The sequence below is a fragment of the Shewanella inventionis genome (assembly GCF_014641855.1).
In the GTDB taxonomy this organism is placed as follows: Bacteria; Pseudomonadota; Gammaproteobacteria; order Enterobacterales; family Shewanellaceae; genus Shewanella; species Shewanella inventionis.
This window is the reverse complement of the sequence record NZ_BMII01000054.1, coordinates 1-17,160: the sequence shown is the minus strand read 5'-3', so window position 1 is coordinate 17,160 and position 17,160 is coordinate 1. Positions and strand designations below refer to the sequence as shown.

Genomic DNA, 17,160 nt, shown 5'->3' with positions numbered 1-17,160 from the left:
GTAGGTGAATAATATCTATTAGATCACAGGCATCGATACACCGCAAGCTCAAAAAACAACCAACTTGTTTTTTAGTAAATAGACGTTAAAAACGTCTATTTTGGAGAAATTCTACAGCCTCAACGCCTCCATAATACGGGGGTAGGAACGGCGCAATTAAACAGCCTAGTAACAAAAATAGCAAGTACTGTTTTTCATTAATTCTTTTTAATAAAACCCAGCAGCCTCGCGGTTTAGCAACTTTTGCTAATAAAAGCAAATGAGTAAAAAATGGGCCCATTATAAAGAATGAAAAAATAAATTTTACAATAAGTTAACATATTTTTTCCTGTTCTGTTTTTTTCTTCTAAAATGGCAAACTAAACATCCGACTGAGTCGTTAACTTTTGATTAGCTGATACAAAAAATTATTTACAGCCTCCTGTTTGGCTGACAATTTACTGCAAACCAATTGTTTTATCTTCTGATTTACAACTTTCAAACTGCTCAAATCAACTGGATAATTTTGATGTAGCGGCTAGGCCTATTCTTTTAAGAGGAAGCAGCTGTTGGTTTCCTATTGGTGTTGTGCGGGCGAAGCGCCACGACGTTAGTGGCCGCAAGCCATAACCTAAACAAACTTCGGGGCATAAATGAATTTCATGTCTAATCAACATACCCTAATGAAATCATTGATAATTTCGTTGCTTTGTTCTGCGACAAAAAAGCCTCTGCCCATAAAATGAGAAGAGGCTCAATTGTATATTCGACGTTCTACATCACATCAAACAACAGCAATTGTCACTGGAAGCAAAGAGTGACATCCTATTAACTCAAACAAAAATAAGATGTTAGGCAACGATACTCAATGAAATCACTTCTATGACACGCGGTAAACCCATCCCTGGGCGCTCTGCGAAAACATCCATGTTTTCGAAGGTCATAGCCGCGATTACATCCGCCGTATGGCTATCTTCGATTTAACCTTGTTTGTAATTGGAAGAACTAACGCATTTCTGGACAAAGGCATGTTAACAACTGTCTCATGGTCCTAACTTTAATATCGTCCTAACTCTAACGTCGTCCCGGCAATGCTCTTGAGCCGGGACACAGGTGTTTTGCTTTTTATGGTTTTCAGCTACACACTAGCTCTTTCTGGTACGCCATGGCGTTCAGATAAGGCTCCTATCGTATTGTCAAAATTTACAGAACCAGATAATACAATCCACTGTGATTTTATCTACGGCCTGAAAGAGGCAATTGCTGACGGAGTATGCAGAGAGCCAAATATTGTGTTAATAGATAATGAAAAGATTTCGTTATTTAATGATGATGAAACTAAGGTTTATTCATCATTATCTGAATTATTACTAGATTCAAAATTCAGCTTTCAATCACTAATTACTAATCAACAAGTCATGCATTATATATTGAAGCAAAGTGTTGAAAAATTAGCTGAATTACGTTTATCGAATCCTTCTGCTGGAGGATTAGTCGTAGCATCGTCAATCAAACATGCAAAACAGATTTACAAAACTTTAGTGATGGATTTTCACCAAACAGCCAGTATTGTCACTTCACATTTAAAACAGCCAACTAGCATAATAAATACGTTTAGGCACAACCAAACAGAATGGATTGTAAGTGTAGGGATGATATCAGAGGGCACTGATGTGCCTAGGTTACAGGTTTGCTGCCATTTAAGCCGAATAAAAACTGAAATGCATTACCGACAAGTATTGGGTCGAATCTTACGTGTTACTTCAGATAAAGCTCAACAGGCTTGGTTATTCACTTTAGCAGAAGCTAGCCTTACTGAATTTGCTTATCGCATCGATCAAGATTTACCCGAAAATTCAGTGATATTTGAAAAAACTGAACAACAAACATTAGACTTAAAAGCTTCTCAATACGAAGGAAAAATAGAGGATAATCAAGACCTAAACACTGATTTATGTCTTCTTAATTTATCGGCTTCGGAAAAAACCAGCATAGCGAAACCACCTTCAGATATTGAAGAAGAAAACATTTACAATTTGGCTTTACTTGGTGGATACAAAGAACAAATAGTGAGGATGTTTGATGCCAATTAAATTAAAAGGTGTATTCAAATACTATAGGAATAATCTCATCTTTCTCTTCTAGAGCTTTTGGGTTATACCTTGAAGGAATTGATAGCACTGGAATAGGAATTTCCTTAAACTTTAGAGTAAATGGGTTCGAACTCAAGTGTTCACAGCCTAGTTTATCAAAAGTTTGAGCTAATATTTTGGGATCTAGGGTATGATGATTATTCTCTAGGGCAAGTTTAAAAGCTTCAAATAAAAAAGTACGCAGTTGCCTGAACTCCCCTCGACAAACAGCAAAGAGTGCACGACTTAATTGCTTACTATGCAAAACTGGGCAAGTTTCAAATGACATTCTTTTCGAAAAGCCAACTAAAATGTTTCGAAAGTGATCACGATCTTTTTTAAGTAAATAACTAAAATAATCTAAGTTTTTCCTGCGCCGAAGTCTTGATAACCATTCAGGATCATTAATTAAATCTTTCATCCAAGGCATCCCTACTAATACAATCGGTATATTGGCTTCCTCACTAATAAATTTTAGTGCACTCATGATTATCTGGCACTGTTGATAACTTTTAAACTTAAGCAAGTCATGAAATTCATTAATTATAAGCAGCTCTACTTTAGCCCTTACTAAATTGTCAACTACTTCATTGATTAGAAAGACTTTCTTATGTGATCCTTTTTTTTTAGGTGCAAACTTCCCCAAATCTGACAATATTTGTACTAAAGTATTTTCTAATCCCTTATTACTTGGAACCTTTGTGATTAGCACTGGTACATCTGAATGCCTAAAGCCACTATTACCGTTGTTCCTTTGCCTATATTCTTTAATCAAAGAAGTTTTACCAGACCCAGTTTCACCAGTAAGCATCATACATTGAGGATCTGATTGGTAACCTCTATTGAATCTAAGATCGTCAAAGTCTTTAAACACTTCAGTGACAATTTCTAGCTCAAGAAAACAATCACCAAATTCGCTAAGTGCTGTGTGCCGTTGATGCGTCAATTTAGTCATCAATAACCTTCCAAATCCATATCCCAATCATCTTCCATCTCTAGTTGATTGTATTTTATAGACTTCTGAGACTCAATTTTAGGGAGGATAATTGTAGATTTACCTGTTGAACTAATATCTGCTAATTGAGCTTTCTTCTTAATTCCAGGAATTTTAGCTTTCTTATTGGAACCAGTTAAGTTTTCTTGTTCTTGCTGTACTCGAGTGTGAATTGCCATACGGGCTGTCGCTAAACCTAAGTTATCTTTACTTTCTCGTATCATTTCACGATTAATTTTTTTAATGACTTTATGCTCATGCAGGCTCAACCCCTGAGTATACCCGGTGGTATCGGTACAAGGTACTTTTAGATAGCCACCTAATTCCTCTAAATAAACATGGATACTAGACAAGTCATCAGGATCTATTTTAATCAGTTTTTTTAAGGTATCTTTTGTTTGTGGGTAATGCTTACGATAGTCTGCTAAAGCAGTAGAGTCATACATCAACTCTTCATATTTAAAACCATTTCGGGTTAATGTTCTTTCATCAGTGATCCGCATAAGAACATTGAAACGTTCTTCATCTTCCGCAGTCATTTGCAATGGTGGATAAATATCAAAACCATACTGCCACTGTTTTATTGGTATACGCGTATCACGAGAGTCTGAGTCTTGATGATAGATATCAACAATCCAACGGTGGAATTCTTCGACAAAGGTAGAGAAGCGCATAATGGCGTCTTTTTCAGGTTTGTAGTCTGCTTTCTCTAGTATATTCGAGAAGGTTTTCCCTGGGAGTTCGGTTAAAAAGTATTGATTAATCATACCAAAGAAGCGCTCAACAAATGGCTTCAACCAAGGTTTACGAACAGGGTTATATTGAATGTTTATACCAGCTTCTTTACAGGCATGCTCTAAACTTTTCGACCAAAATTCAGCTCCATTATCAACAACGAGGTTTTCAAATTTTCCATAACAAGGCCAATCATTTTGAAGCTCTATTCCGACATTAACTAGATCTTTAGGCTTTATCGCATGCACAATCGCTTTAGCTGCTGATACATATGAAGGCGACCGATAACTTAAGTGAAAACCCAAAACACAATCACTACAAACATCGAAGACTAGGGTTAAATTTGGCCTGCCTAGTGGAATAGATAACTCATCATCAAGCAGGATTAGATCAAGTGGGGTATGATCGATTTCTACACGCTCTAATATTCGCGTTGGTGGAATATGAGATGAGCAATAAGCAAACCATTGATCAGCTTTGAATTTACCATGCCGCGCCACTGCAACAGGATAAGGAGGTAGTGACTTTATTCTTTGGTTAAAGCTTTTGTAAGAAATGATAGGAATTTGCCCATCAACAATGTTTTCATTCTCAATGGTGATGGCGTCTTTATAGTATTGATATGCTGTAGACACTCTGGGTCTTTTTGCATCTAAAAAACGCGTTAGGGCTTGATCAAAAAATGCTTCATCTCCCTGAACTCGACTCGTTCTGTTGCCCATTTTATGTCGCTTAGCGACTAATGACGCAAGATCGCCGTTACTGTCAATGTAGCTTTTACGCCAACGGACTAACGTTCGCCAGTTAGGGCGTTTTTCCATAGCAGTAGCAAAAAGTGTATCAAGGATTGGGTCTAGATTTTGTTGAGTCCATCCACCAGTGATTGTTTTTTCGATGAAGGCAATGAGCTGGTATTTATCGAGCGCTTTGTTTTTTAGAAAGTCAGGAAAAGTATCTAAGTCTCTTTTGACTAATGCAGCATCTTCTAATTTCACATATTGAATAGGGGTATCGGGCTTCTTGACTAATTCAGACTCACTGAACTCATCCTCGAAGTCCATCATTCAATGCACCATACCGCTGGGTTACAATCGAGATCATCTTGGCTTAAATTAGCCTTAATCAATCCTTTATGTATCAGTGAATAAAGATATGACCTAGCCTGACCTAACGGTAATGATTGTTTTATTGCAACATCATTTACACTGATTTTGCCTGTTATTCTTATAAGGTCAAGTAATTCAAGTTGAATAGTATTTAAGCCATATATACCCGAATATCGGTGCAATATTTTAAGGTTGTTTAGAATAGGATTTACGCGAATTTGACGTTCTGTTACCAAAATAAGATCTGCTCCCAAGGACTGAGCTGCTGCTTTCTTGGCTACAAATTTAGCCCTAAAGATTGGATCGAATGTTTTGCTATAAGGTTTGTATTCATGGAACTTTACCGTTCCATCGATAAAGTGAATTATCGAATCAGGTGTATAGGGCAATTTTTTGCCCTCAAAATCGTAATAAAACCCTTCAGGCTGACTACCAAACACCTTTATACAATCATTATATTCATGATGAAAGCACGCATCAAACTCCAATGAACTCTCACACATTATCGTTTCGCTAACTTTTGCGCTAGCAAATTTAAATACGTTTTTGTTCGGTGATGGTTTGCGTAAGCTTCTTATATACATGAGTAAAATTCCCACAAATAAAGTACATTCAGCATACTAAAGATTTATAATTTGTCAATCTATGGGTTATTAATAACTCAAACCACTGATATTAAAGAATATATATTTTGTAGTATAATTACAAAATCCATTTTTATGTCAAACTATGGGTTAAATTTGTCAAACTATGGGTGTATTATGTCAATGTATGGGTTCAGCGACAATTAATAAATCAATAATCAAACCCAAGTTGCGCTTTAATGCCATCATTAAACGCGTGCTTTATCGGAGTAATTTCGCTGACTGTATCAGCTAATTCAATAATGTCGCGGTGACAAGCGCGGCCAGTGATAATGACATGCTGCATGGGTGGGCGATTTTTTAACGCCGTTAATACTCGCTCAAGCTCGATATAGTGATAACTCACCATGTAGGTTAACTCATCAAGCAGTACCAAGTTAACCGTCTCATCTTTCAGTAATTTTTCGGCTTCAACCCAGGCTTCCATTGCAGCGGCGGTGTCTTTTTCTTTATCTTGGGTTTCCCAGGTAAAGCCCGTGCCCATGACATGAAACTCAACCCCTGCACCTTCTAATAAATTACGCTCGCCACACGCCCAGGTGCCTTTGATAAACTGCACCACGGCCGCTTTATGCCCATGACCAACCGCGCGCGCAACGGAGCCAAAACCCGATGTCGATTTGCCCTTACCATTACCGGTAAGCACTAACAAAATACCCTTTTCATCTTGTGCTGCGGCAATTTTTGCATCAACTTCTTGTTTTACTTTTTGCTGACGCGCTTTATGGCGTTGTGCTTTAGTGGCATCAATTGCCTTAGTTTGCTCAGTTTTTTGATTATCGGTTGTCATATCTGTGTTCCTGTCAGTGTGCTCATATCCAAGTGCGCTTTTATTTAGGCAACAATACGCATGAAAGGCTATTCGTAGATCGGATTGTTGTGCAATTGGGTGTACATCGAGTGCAAGTGCAATGAAATGTTATTGCTTTAATGTAAAAGCAAGCCCGCAACCACCAAAGTCACTCTGGCAGCCTCTTGCGCAACGGCTTGAAAAACAGCCTGACTTTGCAACACATTTGCAGCTAAATTCGCCCATGGGGCTAAGCCTGAGCCCACATTTTACTGACGACAACAGACTCACCCCGCAATACATTGAACAATAACGATTTTTCACTGCCAACTGTTTAGTTCGACATCTAATAAATAGTTAGAGAGAGGTAAGTTGAAGCAGTCAATCAAGATGGCTTGTTGGTGTAATGCCCCGTTGCGCAAACGAGGCATTACACCCTGCTGATGCTTAATACGTGCAGGCATTTCAGGGGCTAGTGCAGTTGCAGTTGCCACATCAATACCCAACAACAGCTTACTGGGCGACACATTGCTCAGCGTACCGTTTTTTACCACTACGCGCACCGCCCAGCACCAAATGGTTCATTAGTTTAAACCCACCGCTAAAATCACTAAATAACAACACACTTCACTGATTTGCTGTGCAGCCCCTAATGTATCACCGGTATATCCGCCAATTTGTTTACGGAAAAAACCGCCCAACAAAATGCGCACCAACCACAAGGTAATAAACAGTACAAATGCCGCCACACCATTAAGCCATAGCAATACAAAAATGCCACTGGCGATTAAAATAAATAAATCATTTAAGTGTTGGCCTTGTGCTATCGGTTTAGGATTACTTGTATTTTCGTCGCGAACATATTGCTCACTAAAAATCAGGCTAGACGCTACAACCCGGCTTAATGTATGACCCGCAATAAGAGCACTTACCGCAGCCATTGGGCTGTATAACGCTAGCTCAACCAATAACTGCCATTTAAGCAATAACACCAAACCTAATGACAAGGCACCATAACTGCCCAATTGCGAATCTTTCATGATGCGCAGCTTGTCTTCCACCGTATGACCGCCGCCAAACCCATCAGCCGTGTCAGCTAAGCCGTCCTCATGGAATGCACCGGTCACTAGCACTCCAGCTACCATGGCCAATAAAATTGCGATGCTAGCAGGTAAAATGAGTTGCGCTAACCAAAACACTAACGCACAAATTAGCCCAATAAATAAACCGACTAACCCAAAATATCGGCTGGCCTTATTCAATTTATCATTATCTATGACTACCCAAGATGGTGTGGGGATCCGAGTAAAAAAACTCATCGCCACAAAAAATAAATTTAACTGCCGTAACCATTTTATATCGCCAGACATTTTGATCCCTTAAACCACATTATTAACGCCAGCATCAGCAACACTGGCCATTTGATGATAAAAATTCATTGTTGCCTGAATAAGGGGTAAGGCTAATGCAACCCATCTACCCTCTCCAAGCCGTAAACCCAACGTCAGCAAAGGTGTTGCTTGCCGTTGTTGTAACATTCTTTTGCGCCCTTGATCTTAGAATCATAAGCAAAGGCTGAATAATCGCTTGATTGTGGGGCTAATTTTACCGCAACTAACGCCGCAGCAGTAGCGATAAAACCCGCTATCAACAGTATTATTTTTTGTTCAGCCGCCAACCTTGTACACTTGCAAAACTGCCCAAATTTGCTTTAACCGCTTCTGCCAAGGTAATTTTAGTACGATGCAATTTAGTAGCTTGATTAATTAATTGTCACTTTTTTATTCACATTACATCGTCAATGCTTAACGGGAATACAGATGCATTGATTTATCACTGTGGCAATCCCTCTTAACGACAGTAAATTCTGTAATCAAATACTGCAAAACAAACACAAAACTGACGACAAAGACATTAACGCGAGATGGAATAAAAGGTCGTACATGCTCGTCATTTTCCTTGGCACTAAAATCAGCGGCGATGACGCAAAATAAATAAAAAGAACACACTGCCAAGTGCTGCCGTAATAATGCCCACGGGTAATTCTTGATTTGTTAACAAACAACGAGCAACAACATCAATCCACACCATAAACAAGCCGCCCACTACCGCGGTTAATACCATCGGCTGACGGCCAGAAAACAATAGCCTGACAGTATGGGGGATCATTAATCCAACAAAACCAATACCACCACAACTGGCCACCAGCACGGCTGTAATTAATGAACATAATAGCAGCATGCTTAGCCTAAGCTTAGCAACGTTTACCCCCAGGGTATGTGCACTCTCATCACCGGCTTGCAACGCCATAATTTGCCGCTTAAATGCCAGCATCACCAATAAACTTATCGTCACGGTTAAACTCGGTAGCCATAATTGCGCCCAACTGGCTTTAGCAAAGCTGCCTAAACTCCAAAACAGTACCGATGCAGCGGCTTGTGGGCTTGAAAAGTAAAGCAGCAAACTGGTTAATGCACCAAACAAAAATGAGGTAGCCACCCCCGACAACAACATACGCTCAACCTGACTAGAACGGCCAAAGCCTGACAACACAACCACAATAAGCACCGATAAACTGGCACCGATAAATGCTCCCAACGGAAGGCTTAGCATCGACCATGACCACCATGCATTGTCGCCTAACATTGACACCTGTAATACTCCGTCAAACCATTGAGACAATAAACCTGATTGACTAAACAACGAGATCACTAAAACCGCACCAAATGACGCGCCAGAGCTAATACCAAATAAATAGGGGTCGGCCAGAGGATTTCGAGTTACGGTTTGCAATACACTGCCAGCAATCGATAATCCCGCCCCAGCGACAAACGCCAACACAATACGCGGTAAACGCAGCTCTAATACAATACGTTGATTTAACGGACTAACCTCATTTGGGGCCAAGCCGTTTGCGGTAAACAAAGACTTAAACACGCTTATCACATCTGCAAAGTGAATATTAGCCGCCCCAAAACTCGCCGCAAAGATTGGAGTTAATATGGTGGCGAAAATTAAAAAACCGACACAATAGTAATAGCGATGTTGAAAAGCATTAATCATGATTTATCTCCTCTTTATTAGAGGTTTGATATCCATAAAAATAACTAATTAATGGCTTATGGTGTTGAGGATGTGAATTAACCTCGCAACAAACACCAAACACATCACTGATTTGGCGTTCTGTAAGCACCTGTGTGGGGTGTCCTTTGGCAATCAATTTCCCTTTGTCTAGCAGCAATAACTTATCACACATGGCACTGGCCAGGTTCAAATCGTGAATAGACGCAATCACACTGATACCGAGTGACGCAACCAATTCTAAAATTTGAATTTGATAACGAATGTCTAAATGATTGGTGGGTTCATCTAAAATTAATATCTGAGGTTGCTGAACAATAGCGCGGGCAATAAGCGCACGTTGTTTTTCACCGCCAGACAATTGCTCATAGGGTTGATGGGCATGCTTAATTAGCCCGACTTTACTCAATGCCTGCTCAATGAGCGCTTTGTCATCTGAGGTGGTTGCATCAAATAAACCTTTATGTGGCGTTAGTCCCATAGTAACCAACTGCTCTGTGGTGAGGTCAAAATAATGCGGAGTGTCTTGTTGCACTACAGCAATAGTGCGAGCTAACGCCTTTGGCGAATAAGCGGTTAAGTCTTTACCAAACAAATCAATATTACCGCCGCTGGGTAATATATAACGGTATAAACAACGTAATAAGCTCGACTTACCAGCCCCATTAGGCCCAATCAACCCCAACATTTGCCCTTGAGGTAAATTAAAATGAATGTCGGCTAAAATAGTTTTACCTTCAACTTGCCAAAAAAGATGATTAACATCTAAAACAGATTCAGACATGCTTCACACCTCGCCATGCCTGATTAATAGAAATACAACGCAACATACTCACTCCCCTAAGTCACCCGCTTAGGTATGGTTTTTAAGGGCATTTCAAGGCTGGTATCTGACTTATGAGCAAAGCCATTGCTCATTTACAGTTGCGGGCACAGTTTGGGCTTATCCCAATTCCCAATACCTTGAATTGCATAACGATTAAGGAGCTGTCATTAGCCCGGTTTGAGGCCAATACAATGTAAAGCTAACCTTGAATTGAGCATTATTTTCATCATGTTGCGCAGTATCTGTATCAACATGACTTGTTCAATAAACATCAAGCAATATCAAGTAACATCATAGCAGCATAGGTGAACGCCAGGTTAGCGAATAATGCATCTCTGAGCACCGCATTCAATGCATCGCCATCAAATAACACATCTAGTGACCATGAATGGCATGGGGTTCAAGCTCAGCCTGTTGCTATTTAGCTCGCTTCATTTAATTCAGCCTTGCTCTAGGAGTCTACATTCGCGTATTATGGACGTCTATACGTTTATATGTCTAAAATACCAATTCAAAAGATAATCATTTAGCAGAAAATCATTTCACTTAACAATGATTTTATCGCCCTACTCTTATCAAAATGGGGGTATGCTTATCTCAAACAAGGTATTTGCTACAAAGTGATAAAAAGGTAACTGTTATGGCGAAATCGACTTCTCACAGTCAAACACTTAAACAACTTAACGCATTGTTAGCAGAGCGTATTGTGATTTTAGACGGTGCAATGGGCACCATGATCCAAAATCATAAGTTGCAAGAAGAAGATTATCGCGGCGAGCGCTTTAAAGATTGGCATTGCGATGTTAAAGGTAACAACGATTTATTGGTACTCAGCCAGCCCGAGCTTATTAAAGCTATTCATGTTAAATACCTGCTCGGCGGTGCCGACATTATTGAAACCAACACCTTTAATGCCACCACCATCGCCATGGCAGATTACGACATGCAAGCCTTGTCTGCCGAAATTAACCGTGAAGGTGCCCGCATCGCTCGCCAAGCAGCTGACGAAGTGGCCGCACAAACCGGTAACCCACGCTATGTTGCAGGGGTACTTGGCCCCACTAACCGCACCTGTTCAATCAGCCCAGATGTAAACGACCCAGGCTTTCGTAATATTAGCTTTGATCAATTAGTGGAAGCCTACGTTGAATCAACCAGCGCATTAATAGAAGGTGGCGCAGACATCATTATGGTCGAAACCATATTTGATACTTTAAACGCCAAAGCCGCTTTATTTGCCATTGAAACCGTATTTGATCAAATTGGCGAACGTTTACCAGTGATGATCTCGGGTACCATTACCGACGCATCAGGCCGTACATTAACCGGCCAAACAACCGAAGCCTTTTACAACTCACTGCGTCATATTAAGCCGTTATCGATTGGCCTTAACTGCGCCCTTGGTCCAAAAGAGCTGCGCCCTTATGTAGAAGAGTTATCACGTATTGCCGAATGTTATGTGTCTGCCCACCCTAATGCGGGCTTACCTAATGAGTTTGGTGGTTATGATGAAACCCCAGAAGAAATGGCCGAGGTCATTATTCAATGGGCAGAAGCAGGCATGCTTAATATTGTCGGCGGCTGTTGTGGCAGCACGCCAACGCACATTAGTGCCATTCGTGAAGCGGTATTACGCCATGCACCGCGTACGCTACCTGAGATCCCCGTTGCTTGTCGTTTATCGGGATTAGAGCCATTAACCATTGATCAAAACTCATTATTTGTGAACGTCGGCGAGCGCGCCAACGTCACCGGCTCTGCTAAATTTTTACGCTTAATTAAAGAAGAAAAGTTTGAAGAAGCACTCGATGTAGTGCGAGAGCAAGTTGAAAATGGCGCGCAAATCATTGACGTCAATATGGACGAAGGCATGCTCGACGGCGCCGCGTCGATGACCAAGTTTTTAAACTTAATCGCCTCTGAGCCAGATATTTCTCGCGTACCGATTATGATCGACTCATCTAAATGGGACGTCATTGAAGCTGGCCTTAAATGCGTGCAAGGCAAGTCGATTGTTAACTCAATTTCGATGAAAGAAGGCGAAGAAGCCTTTATTAAACAAGCTACATTAGTGAAACGCTATGGCGCTGCGGCGATTGTGATGGCGTTTGACGAGCAAGGCCAGGCAGACACTCGCGCCCGTAAAACCGACATTTGTACCCGCGCCTATCGCTTATTAGTCGATGTAGTCGGTTTTGCGCCAGAAGACATTATTTTCGACCCAAACATTTTTGCTATCGCCACCGGTATTGATGAGCACGACAACTATGCCGTCGACTTTATTGAGTCCATCAAAGACATCAAAGCAACTCTGCCACATGCAATGATTTCAGGTGGTGTGTCTAACGTTTCGTTCTCGTTTAGAGGTAACAACCCAGTACGTGAAGCCATTCACGCAGTGTTTTTATACCATGCAATTCAAGCAGGTATGGACATGGGGATTGTTAACGCGGGCCAATTAGCCATTTACGATGACATCGATAAAGAGCTAAAAGACAAAGTCGAAAACGTGGTCCTTAATCTGCCTTGCCCAGTGGCCGACTCAAGCAACACCGAGCAGTTACTCGACATTGCCGAGCAATACCGCGGCGACGGCACGCAAGTGGCCAAAAAAGAAGACTTAGCCTGGCGTAGCTGGCCCGTTAAAGAGCGCCTGTCTCATGCTCTGGTTAAAGGCATTACCGAATTTATCGACGAAGACACCGAAGCTGCGCGTCTTGAAGCCACCCGCCCACTTGATGTGATTGAAGGGCCATTAATGGATGGCATGAACGTAGTTGGCGACTTATTTGGCGCCGGCAAAATGTTCTTACCGCAAGTGGTCAAATCAGCCCGGGTAATGAAAAAAGCCGTCGCCTATTTAAACCCGTACATCGAACTTGAAAAAGTCGAAGGCCAATCGAACGGCAAAATCTTGATGGTTACCGTAAAAGGCGATGTACACGATATTGGCAAAAACATTGTTGGCGTGGTGCTGGCGTGTAATGGTTTTGAAGTATTCGACTTAGGTGTGATGGTGTCGGTTGAGAAAATTCTCGAGGCGGTAAAAGAGCACAATATCGACATTATTGGTATGTCTGGATTGATTACCCCAAGCCTAGATGAAATGGTCCACAACGTGAAAACCTTCCACCGCGAAGGCTTAACCATTCCAGCCATTATTGGCGGTGCAACCTGCTCTAAAATTCATACCGCAGTGAAAATTGCCCCACATTACCCACACGGTGCCATTTACATTGCCGATGCTTCGCGCGCTGTGCCTATGGTGTCAAAACTGGTTAATAATGAAACCCGCCAAGCCACCATTGACGAAACCTACGCTGAATACGACATTATGCGTGAAAAACGCCTGTCGCAAACCAAACGTAAAACCATCGTATCGATTGAAGCGGCTCGTGAAAACCGTTGCAAACACGACTGGGAAAACTACACCCCATTTACGCCTAATGTACTTGGGCGTCAGGTGTTTGATGACTATCCGTTAGAAGACTTAGTGGAGCGCATCGACTGGACACCCTTCTTTAGAAGCTGGGAACTACACGGCCATTACCCTGAAATTTTAAACGACAACGTCGTGGGCGAAGAAGCGCGTAAACTGTTTGCCGACGGCAAAGCCATGCTAGAGACCATCATCAAAGAGAAATGGTTAACCGCCAAAGGCGTAATTGGGCTATTTCCTGCCAATACGGTTAATCATGACGACATTGAACTGTATACCGACGAAAGCCGCACCAAAGTTGAAATGACCACTCACCATTTGCGCATGCAGCTTGAACGTGTGGGTAACGACAACTTTTGTCTTGCAGACTTTGTTGCGCCAAAAGACTCAGGCGTTGCCGACTACATGGGCGGCTTTGCGGTGACTGCAGGCCATGGTATTGACGAGCACGTAGCGCGCTTTGAAGCTAATCACGACGACTACAATGCCATTATGCTCAAATGTTTAGCAGACCGTTTAGCCGAAGCCTTTGCCGAGCGCATGCACGAACGTGTTCGTAAAGAGTTTTGGGGTTACGCTGCCGATGAAGTCTTAGACAACGAAGCGTTAATTCGTGAACGTTATAAAGGTATTCGCCCAGCACCGGGTTACCCAGCATGCCCAGATCATACCGAAAAAGGCTTGTTATGGGATTTACTCAAACCCGATGAAACTATCAATCTTAACATCACTGAAAGCTACGCCATGTTCCCAACCGCAGCGGTTTCTGGCTGGTATTTTGCCCACCCTAAGTCACGCTACTTTGGCGTGACTAATATCGGCAAAGATCAGGTTGAAGATTACGCTAAGCGTAAAGGCATGACAGTAGCAGAAGCCGAAAAGTGGCTCGCGCCAGTGCTTGACTATGATCCTGAATAAAGAGTGACCCTGAATAAAGAGTGATCCTGAGTAAAAGTGACTCTTTGTTGAAAGTGATCTTGAGTAAAGAGTGATCCTGAATAGACTTTGATTCACCTATCATCTTGATGATGCATTTAACGCATCATCAAGATGATTTATCAGCCACTCCACTTACTCGTCTTTTTTGCAGGCATTGTTTAACATTCCCACCCGACAGAACTCCCATACCCCAATAGCTTATTGATAGGTGCTGCCATTGTGCTTCAGCCATCCACCGATATGCTGCCCGCGTGGATCGTGGTGAGTCCAATGAATAACCCCGCCTTTATTATTAAACTCATACACACCATAAAACTCGACGGTATCGCCAACATTAAGGCCATTTATGCGAGGGGCTAAATCGATATTATGGGCAACGAGTAAAGTGCCACCACTGGCTATTTTTAAAATAAACCGCTGATGACGACTGCCTTTAAGATCATCTGACAGTACTTTTATCACATTACCAGAACCCGCTACTTGAACATTACTTTGTCGATTATCAATGGCACTTTGTAAGGCGCTATGACTGGCACTAGTACTAGCACTAGCACTAGCAACGGTATCAGCCGCGAAAACGTTTTGTACTATTTGTGTGGTTTGAGCGTTTTTGTCTAAATAGCCAAATAACGCGATGCCGAGTAAGCCAATGAGCAGTATTTTTTTCATTATTATCAAATCCCTTGTGATAACAAGCCAAGTTTTTCTTGTTCTAAAATCTTACTATGTTGAATTAACAACAAGTCTAATACCTCAGGCGATAAACTAAAAATTTGCACTACATACTCACCAGAACTTGAATGGGTTGCTTGCTCACCTTCATAGGCAATGTGTAAGCCTAATCGCTTTAAGGTTTTCTGATCATAACTAAATAACTGCGCGTCTCTTTTATCGTGTAACCCCGGCATCATGCCTATCACCGTCACAATCTGATTCACCTTTACCTTGTTGAAAAAGTCGAGTTCAGCTTGACGCCATTTCGCAATAAATTGTTCATCTTTTATGTTAGATTTATCAACTTGATTTTTGGATTGCTGTAAAGATAAGTAGAGTGGCTGCAATGCACCGCCATGCCAACCTAGTAGGCCACCTTGTTTGACCATAACATCATTACTGGCAGTAGCAATATAATTAGCACAAGATGATGCGCAGACTTTGTCTACAATCACCTTTAACTTGTATTGATAAACCAGCTCACCAAATCGAATGCCTGCGAATACTTCACCGCCACCACTATTGATGATCAGTGATTCTATTTTTGTTGGGCTGTTAGTTATAAGCTGTTCAAAAGAGCCGACATTATCAGCGGTGATTTCACCACTATAAACAATTGTGTTTGCTGAGAGTGGATCAATCACCACACTGAAAGGTTCAGGCTGGCTTGCACATCCAGCTAAGGTGAAAAGTAAAACAACAAGTAAATTACGCATTCATATTCCATTATGATGTTGAGTTAAAATAAATTATCACGAAAAACTGCTTTAGCGTAAATTGATAAACATTAAAAATAACCCGTTCGGTTATTAATATTATGGGCAACGAGTAAAGTGCCACCATTGGCAATTTTCAAAATAAACCGCTGATGACGACTGCCTTTAAGATCATCTGACAGTACTTTTATCACATTACCAGAACCCGCCACTTGAACATTACTTTGTCGATTATCAATGGCATTTTGTAAGGCGCTATTACTGGCACTGGCACTGACACTGACACTGACACTGACACTGACAACGGTATCAGCCGCGAAAATGTTTTGTACTATTTGTGTGGTTTGAGCGTTTTTGTCTAAATAGCCAAATAACGCGATGCAGATTAAGCCAATGAGCAGTATTTTTTTCATAATTATCAAATCCCTTGTGATAACAAGCCAAGTTTTTCTTGTTCTAAAATCTTACTATGTTGAATTAACAACAAGTCTAATACCTCAGGCGATAAACTAAAAATTTGCACTACATACTCACCAGAACTTGAATGGGTTGCTTGCTCACCTTCATAGGCAATGTGTAAGCCTAATCGCTTTAAGGTTTTCTGATCATAACTAAATAACTGCGCGTCTCTTTTATCGTGTAACCCCGGCATCATGCCTATCACCGTCACAATCTGATTCACCTTTACCTTGTTGAAAAAGTCGAGTTCAGCTTGACGCCATTTCGCAATAAATTGTTCATCTTTTATGTTAGATTTATCAACTTGATTTTTGGATTGCTGTAAAGATAAGTAGAGTGGCTGCAATGCACCGCCATGCCAACCTAGTAGGCCACCTTGTTTGACCATAACATCATTACTGGCAGTAGCAATATAATTAGCACAAGATGATGCGCAGACTTTGTCTACAATCACCTTTAACTCGTATTGATATACCAGCCAGGGCGACCGCATGAGTGATTAAATTTCAAGCAAACTGGTAAATCCTGCCCTTAACACTTCTTCTAAATACTCAGGTTTCATCCATGCTCGTTTTTGTTTCATCGGGATGCTTCCCTTAGATGATT

14 protein-coding genes, 1 pseudogene and 1 riboswitch are annotated in these 17,160 nt (G+C 41.2%); of the genes and pseudogenes, 2 read left to right on the top strand and 13 right to left on the bottom strand.

The window, feature by feature from the left end; translation table 11 throughout:
- The first annotated feature begins 1,076 nt into the window (after positions 1-1,076).
- The gene (locus IEW93_RS20395) at positions 1,077-2,072 is read left to right on the top strand and encodes a DEAD/DEAH box helicase (RefSeq protein ID WP_188741067.1); all 996 of its coding nucleotides are present in this window, start codon (positions 1,077-1,079) and stop codon (positions 2,070-2,072) included.
- Position 2,073: 1 nt separating this feature from the next.
- On the opposite strand, the gene IEW93_RS20390 is transcribed toward IEW93_RS20395, so the two are convergent.
- The 9 genes and pseudogenes from IEW93_RS20390 to IEW93_RS20350 all read right to left on the bottom strand — a co-directional run bounded on the left by IEW93_RS20390 (position 2,074) and on the right by IEW93_RS20350 (position 10,245).
- The gene (locus IEW93_RS20390) at positions 2,074-3,066 is read right to left on the bottom strand and encodes a TniB family NTP-binding protein (RefSeq protein WP_188741066.1); all 993 of its coding nucleotides are present in this window, start codon (positions 3,064-3,066) and stop codon (positions 2,074-2,076) included.
- Positions 3,066-4,904, bottom strand: coding sequence for a TnsB C-terminal domain-containing protein (locus tag IEW93_RS20385; protein WP_188741065.1), 1,839 nt, complete (start codon positions 4,902-4,904; stop codon positions 3,066-3,068). The genes IEW93_RS20390 and IEW93_RS20385 overlap by 1 nt, the downstream gene beginning before the upstream one ends.
- The gene (locus IEW93_RS20380) at positions 4,901-5,530 is read right to left on the bottom strand and encodes a TnsA endonuclease N-terminal domain-containing protein (protein WP_188741064.1); all 630 of its coding nucleotides are present in this window, start codon (positions 5,528-5,530) and stop codon (positions 4,901-4,903) included. Before IEW93_RS20380 ends, IEW93_RS20385 begins: the two co-directional genes overlap by 4 nt.
- A gap of 211 nt (positions 5,531-5,741) precedes the next feature.
- Complete coding sequence (gene cobO / locus IEW93_RS20375; protein ID WP_188741063.1) at positions 5,742-6,380, bottom strand: cob(I)yrinic acid a,c-diamide adenosyltransferase; 639 nt, start codon at positions 6,378-6,380, stop codon at positions 5,742-5,744.
- A 320-nt stretch (positions 6,381-6,700) separates the two neighbouring features.
- The gene (locus IEW93_RS20370) at positions 6,701-6,943 is read right to left on the bottom strand and encodes a P-loop NTPase family protein (RefSeq protein ID WP_188741062.1); all 243 of its coding nucleotides are present in this window, start codon (positions 6,941-6,943) and stop codon (positions 6,701-6,703) included.
- Positions 6,944-6,964: 21 nt separating this feature from the next.
- Entirely contained in the window at positions 6,965-7,750 is a 786-nt protein-coding gene (locus tag IEW93_RS20365; RefSeq protein WP_188741061.1) for an adenosylcobinamide-GDP ribazoletransferase, read from the bottom strand.
- A gap of 9 nt (positions 7,751-7,759) precedes the next feature.
- Positions 7,760-8,031: pseudogene (locus IEW93_RS20360) on the bottom strand (nicotinate-nucleotide--dimethylbenzimidazole phosphoribosyltransferase).
- A 320-nt stretch (positions 8,032-8,351) separates the two neighbouring features.
- Positions 8,352-9,443, bottom strand: coding sequence for a FecCD family ABC transporter permease (locus tag IEW93_RS20355; protein WP_188741060.1), 1,092 nt, complete (start codon positions 9,441-9,443; stop codon positions 8,352-8,354).
- Complete coding sequence (locus IEW93_RS20350) at positions 9,436-10,245, bottom strand: ABC transporter ATP-binding protein (RefSeq protein ID WP_188741059.1); 810 nt, start codon at positions 10,243-10,245, stop codon at positions 9,436-9,438. Before IEW93_RS20350 ends, IEW93_RS20355 begins: the two co-directional genes overlap by 8 nt.
- 80 nt (positions 10,246-10,325) lie before the next feature.
- Positions 10,326-10,442, bottom strand: a riboswitch (cobalamin riboswitch).
- 485 nt (positions 10,443-10,927) lie between these two features.
- Here IEW93_RS20350 and metH point away from each other — a divergent pair.
- Positions 10,928-14,644, top strand: a complete 3,717-nt coding sequence (metH, locus tag IEW93_RS20345; RefSeq protein ID WP_188741058.1) for a methionine synthase — start codon at positions 10,928-10,930, stop codon at positions 14,642-14,644.
- 219 nt (positions 14,645-14,863) lie between these two features.
- On the opposite strand, the gene IEW93_RS20340 is transcribed toward metH, so the two are convergent.
- The 4 genes from IEW93_RS20340 to IEW93_RS20325 form a co-directional block, all read right to left on the bottom strand.
- Positions 14,864-15,334, bottom strand: a complete 471-nt coding sequence (locus IEW93_RS20340) for a DUF3465 domain-containing protein (RefSeq protein ID WP_188741057.1) — start codon at positions 15,332-15,334, stop codon at positions 14,864-14,866.
- 5 nt (positions 15,335-15,339) lie between these two features.
- Positions 15,340-16,095 (bottom strand): Clp protease/crotonase-like domain-containing protein, encoded by a 756-nt coding sequence (locus IEW93_RS20335; protein WP_188741056.1) that lies wholly within the window; start codon positions 16,093-16,095, stop codon positions 15,340-15,342.
- Positions 16,096-16,166: 71 nt separating this feature from the next.
- Positions 16,167-16,508 carry a DUF3465 domain-containing protein gene (locus tag IEW93_RS20330; protein WP_188741055.1) on the bottom strand — a complete coding sequence of 114 codons (342 nt, stop codon included), beginning with the start codon at positions 16,506-16,508 and terminating at the stop codon, positions 16,167-16,169.
- A gap of 5 nt (positions 16,509-16,513) precedes the next feature.
- The gene (locus IEW93_RS20325) at positions 16,514-17,047 is read right to left on the bottom strand and encodes a hypothetical protein (RefSeq protein WP_188741054.1); all 534 of its coding nucleotides are present in this window, start codon (positions 17,045-17,047) and stop codon (positions 16,514-16,516) included.
- Positions 17,048-17,160 lie beyond the last annotated feature (113 nt).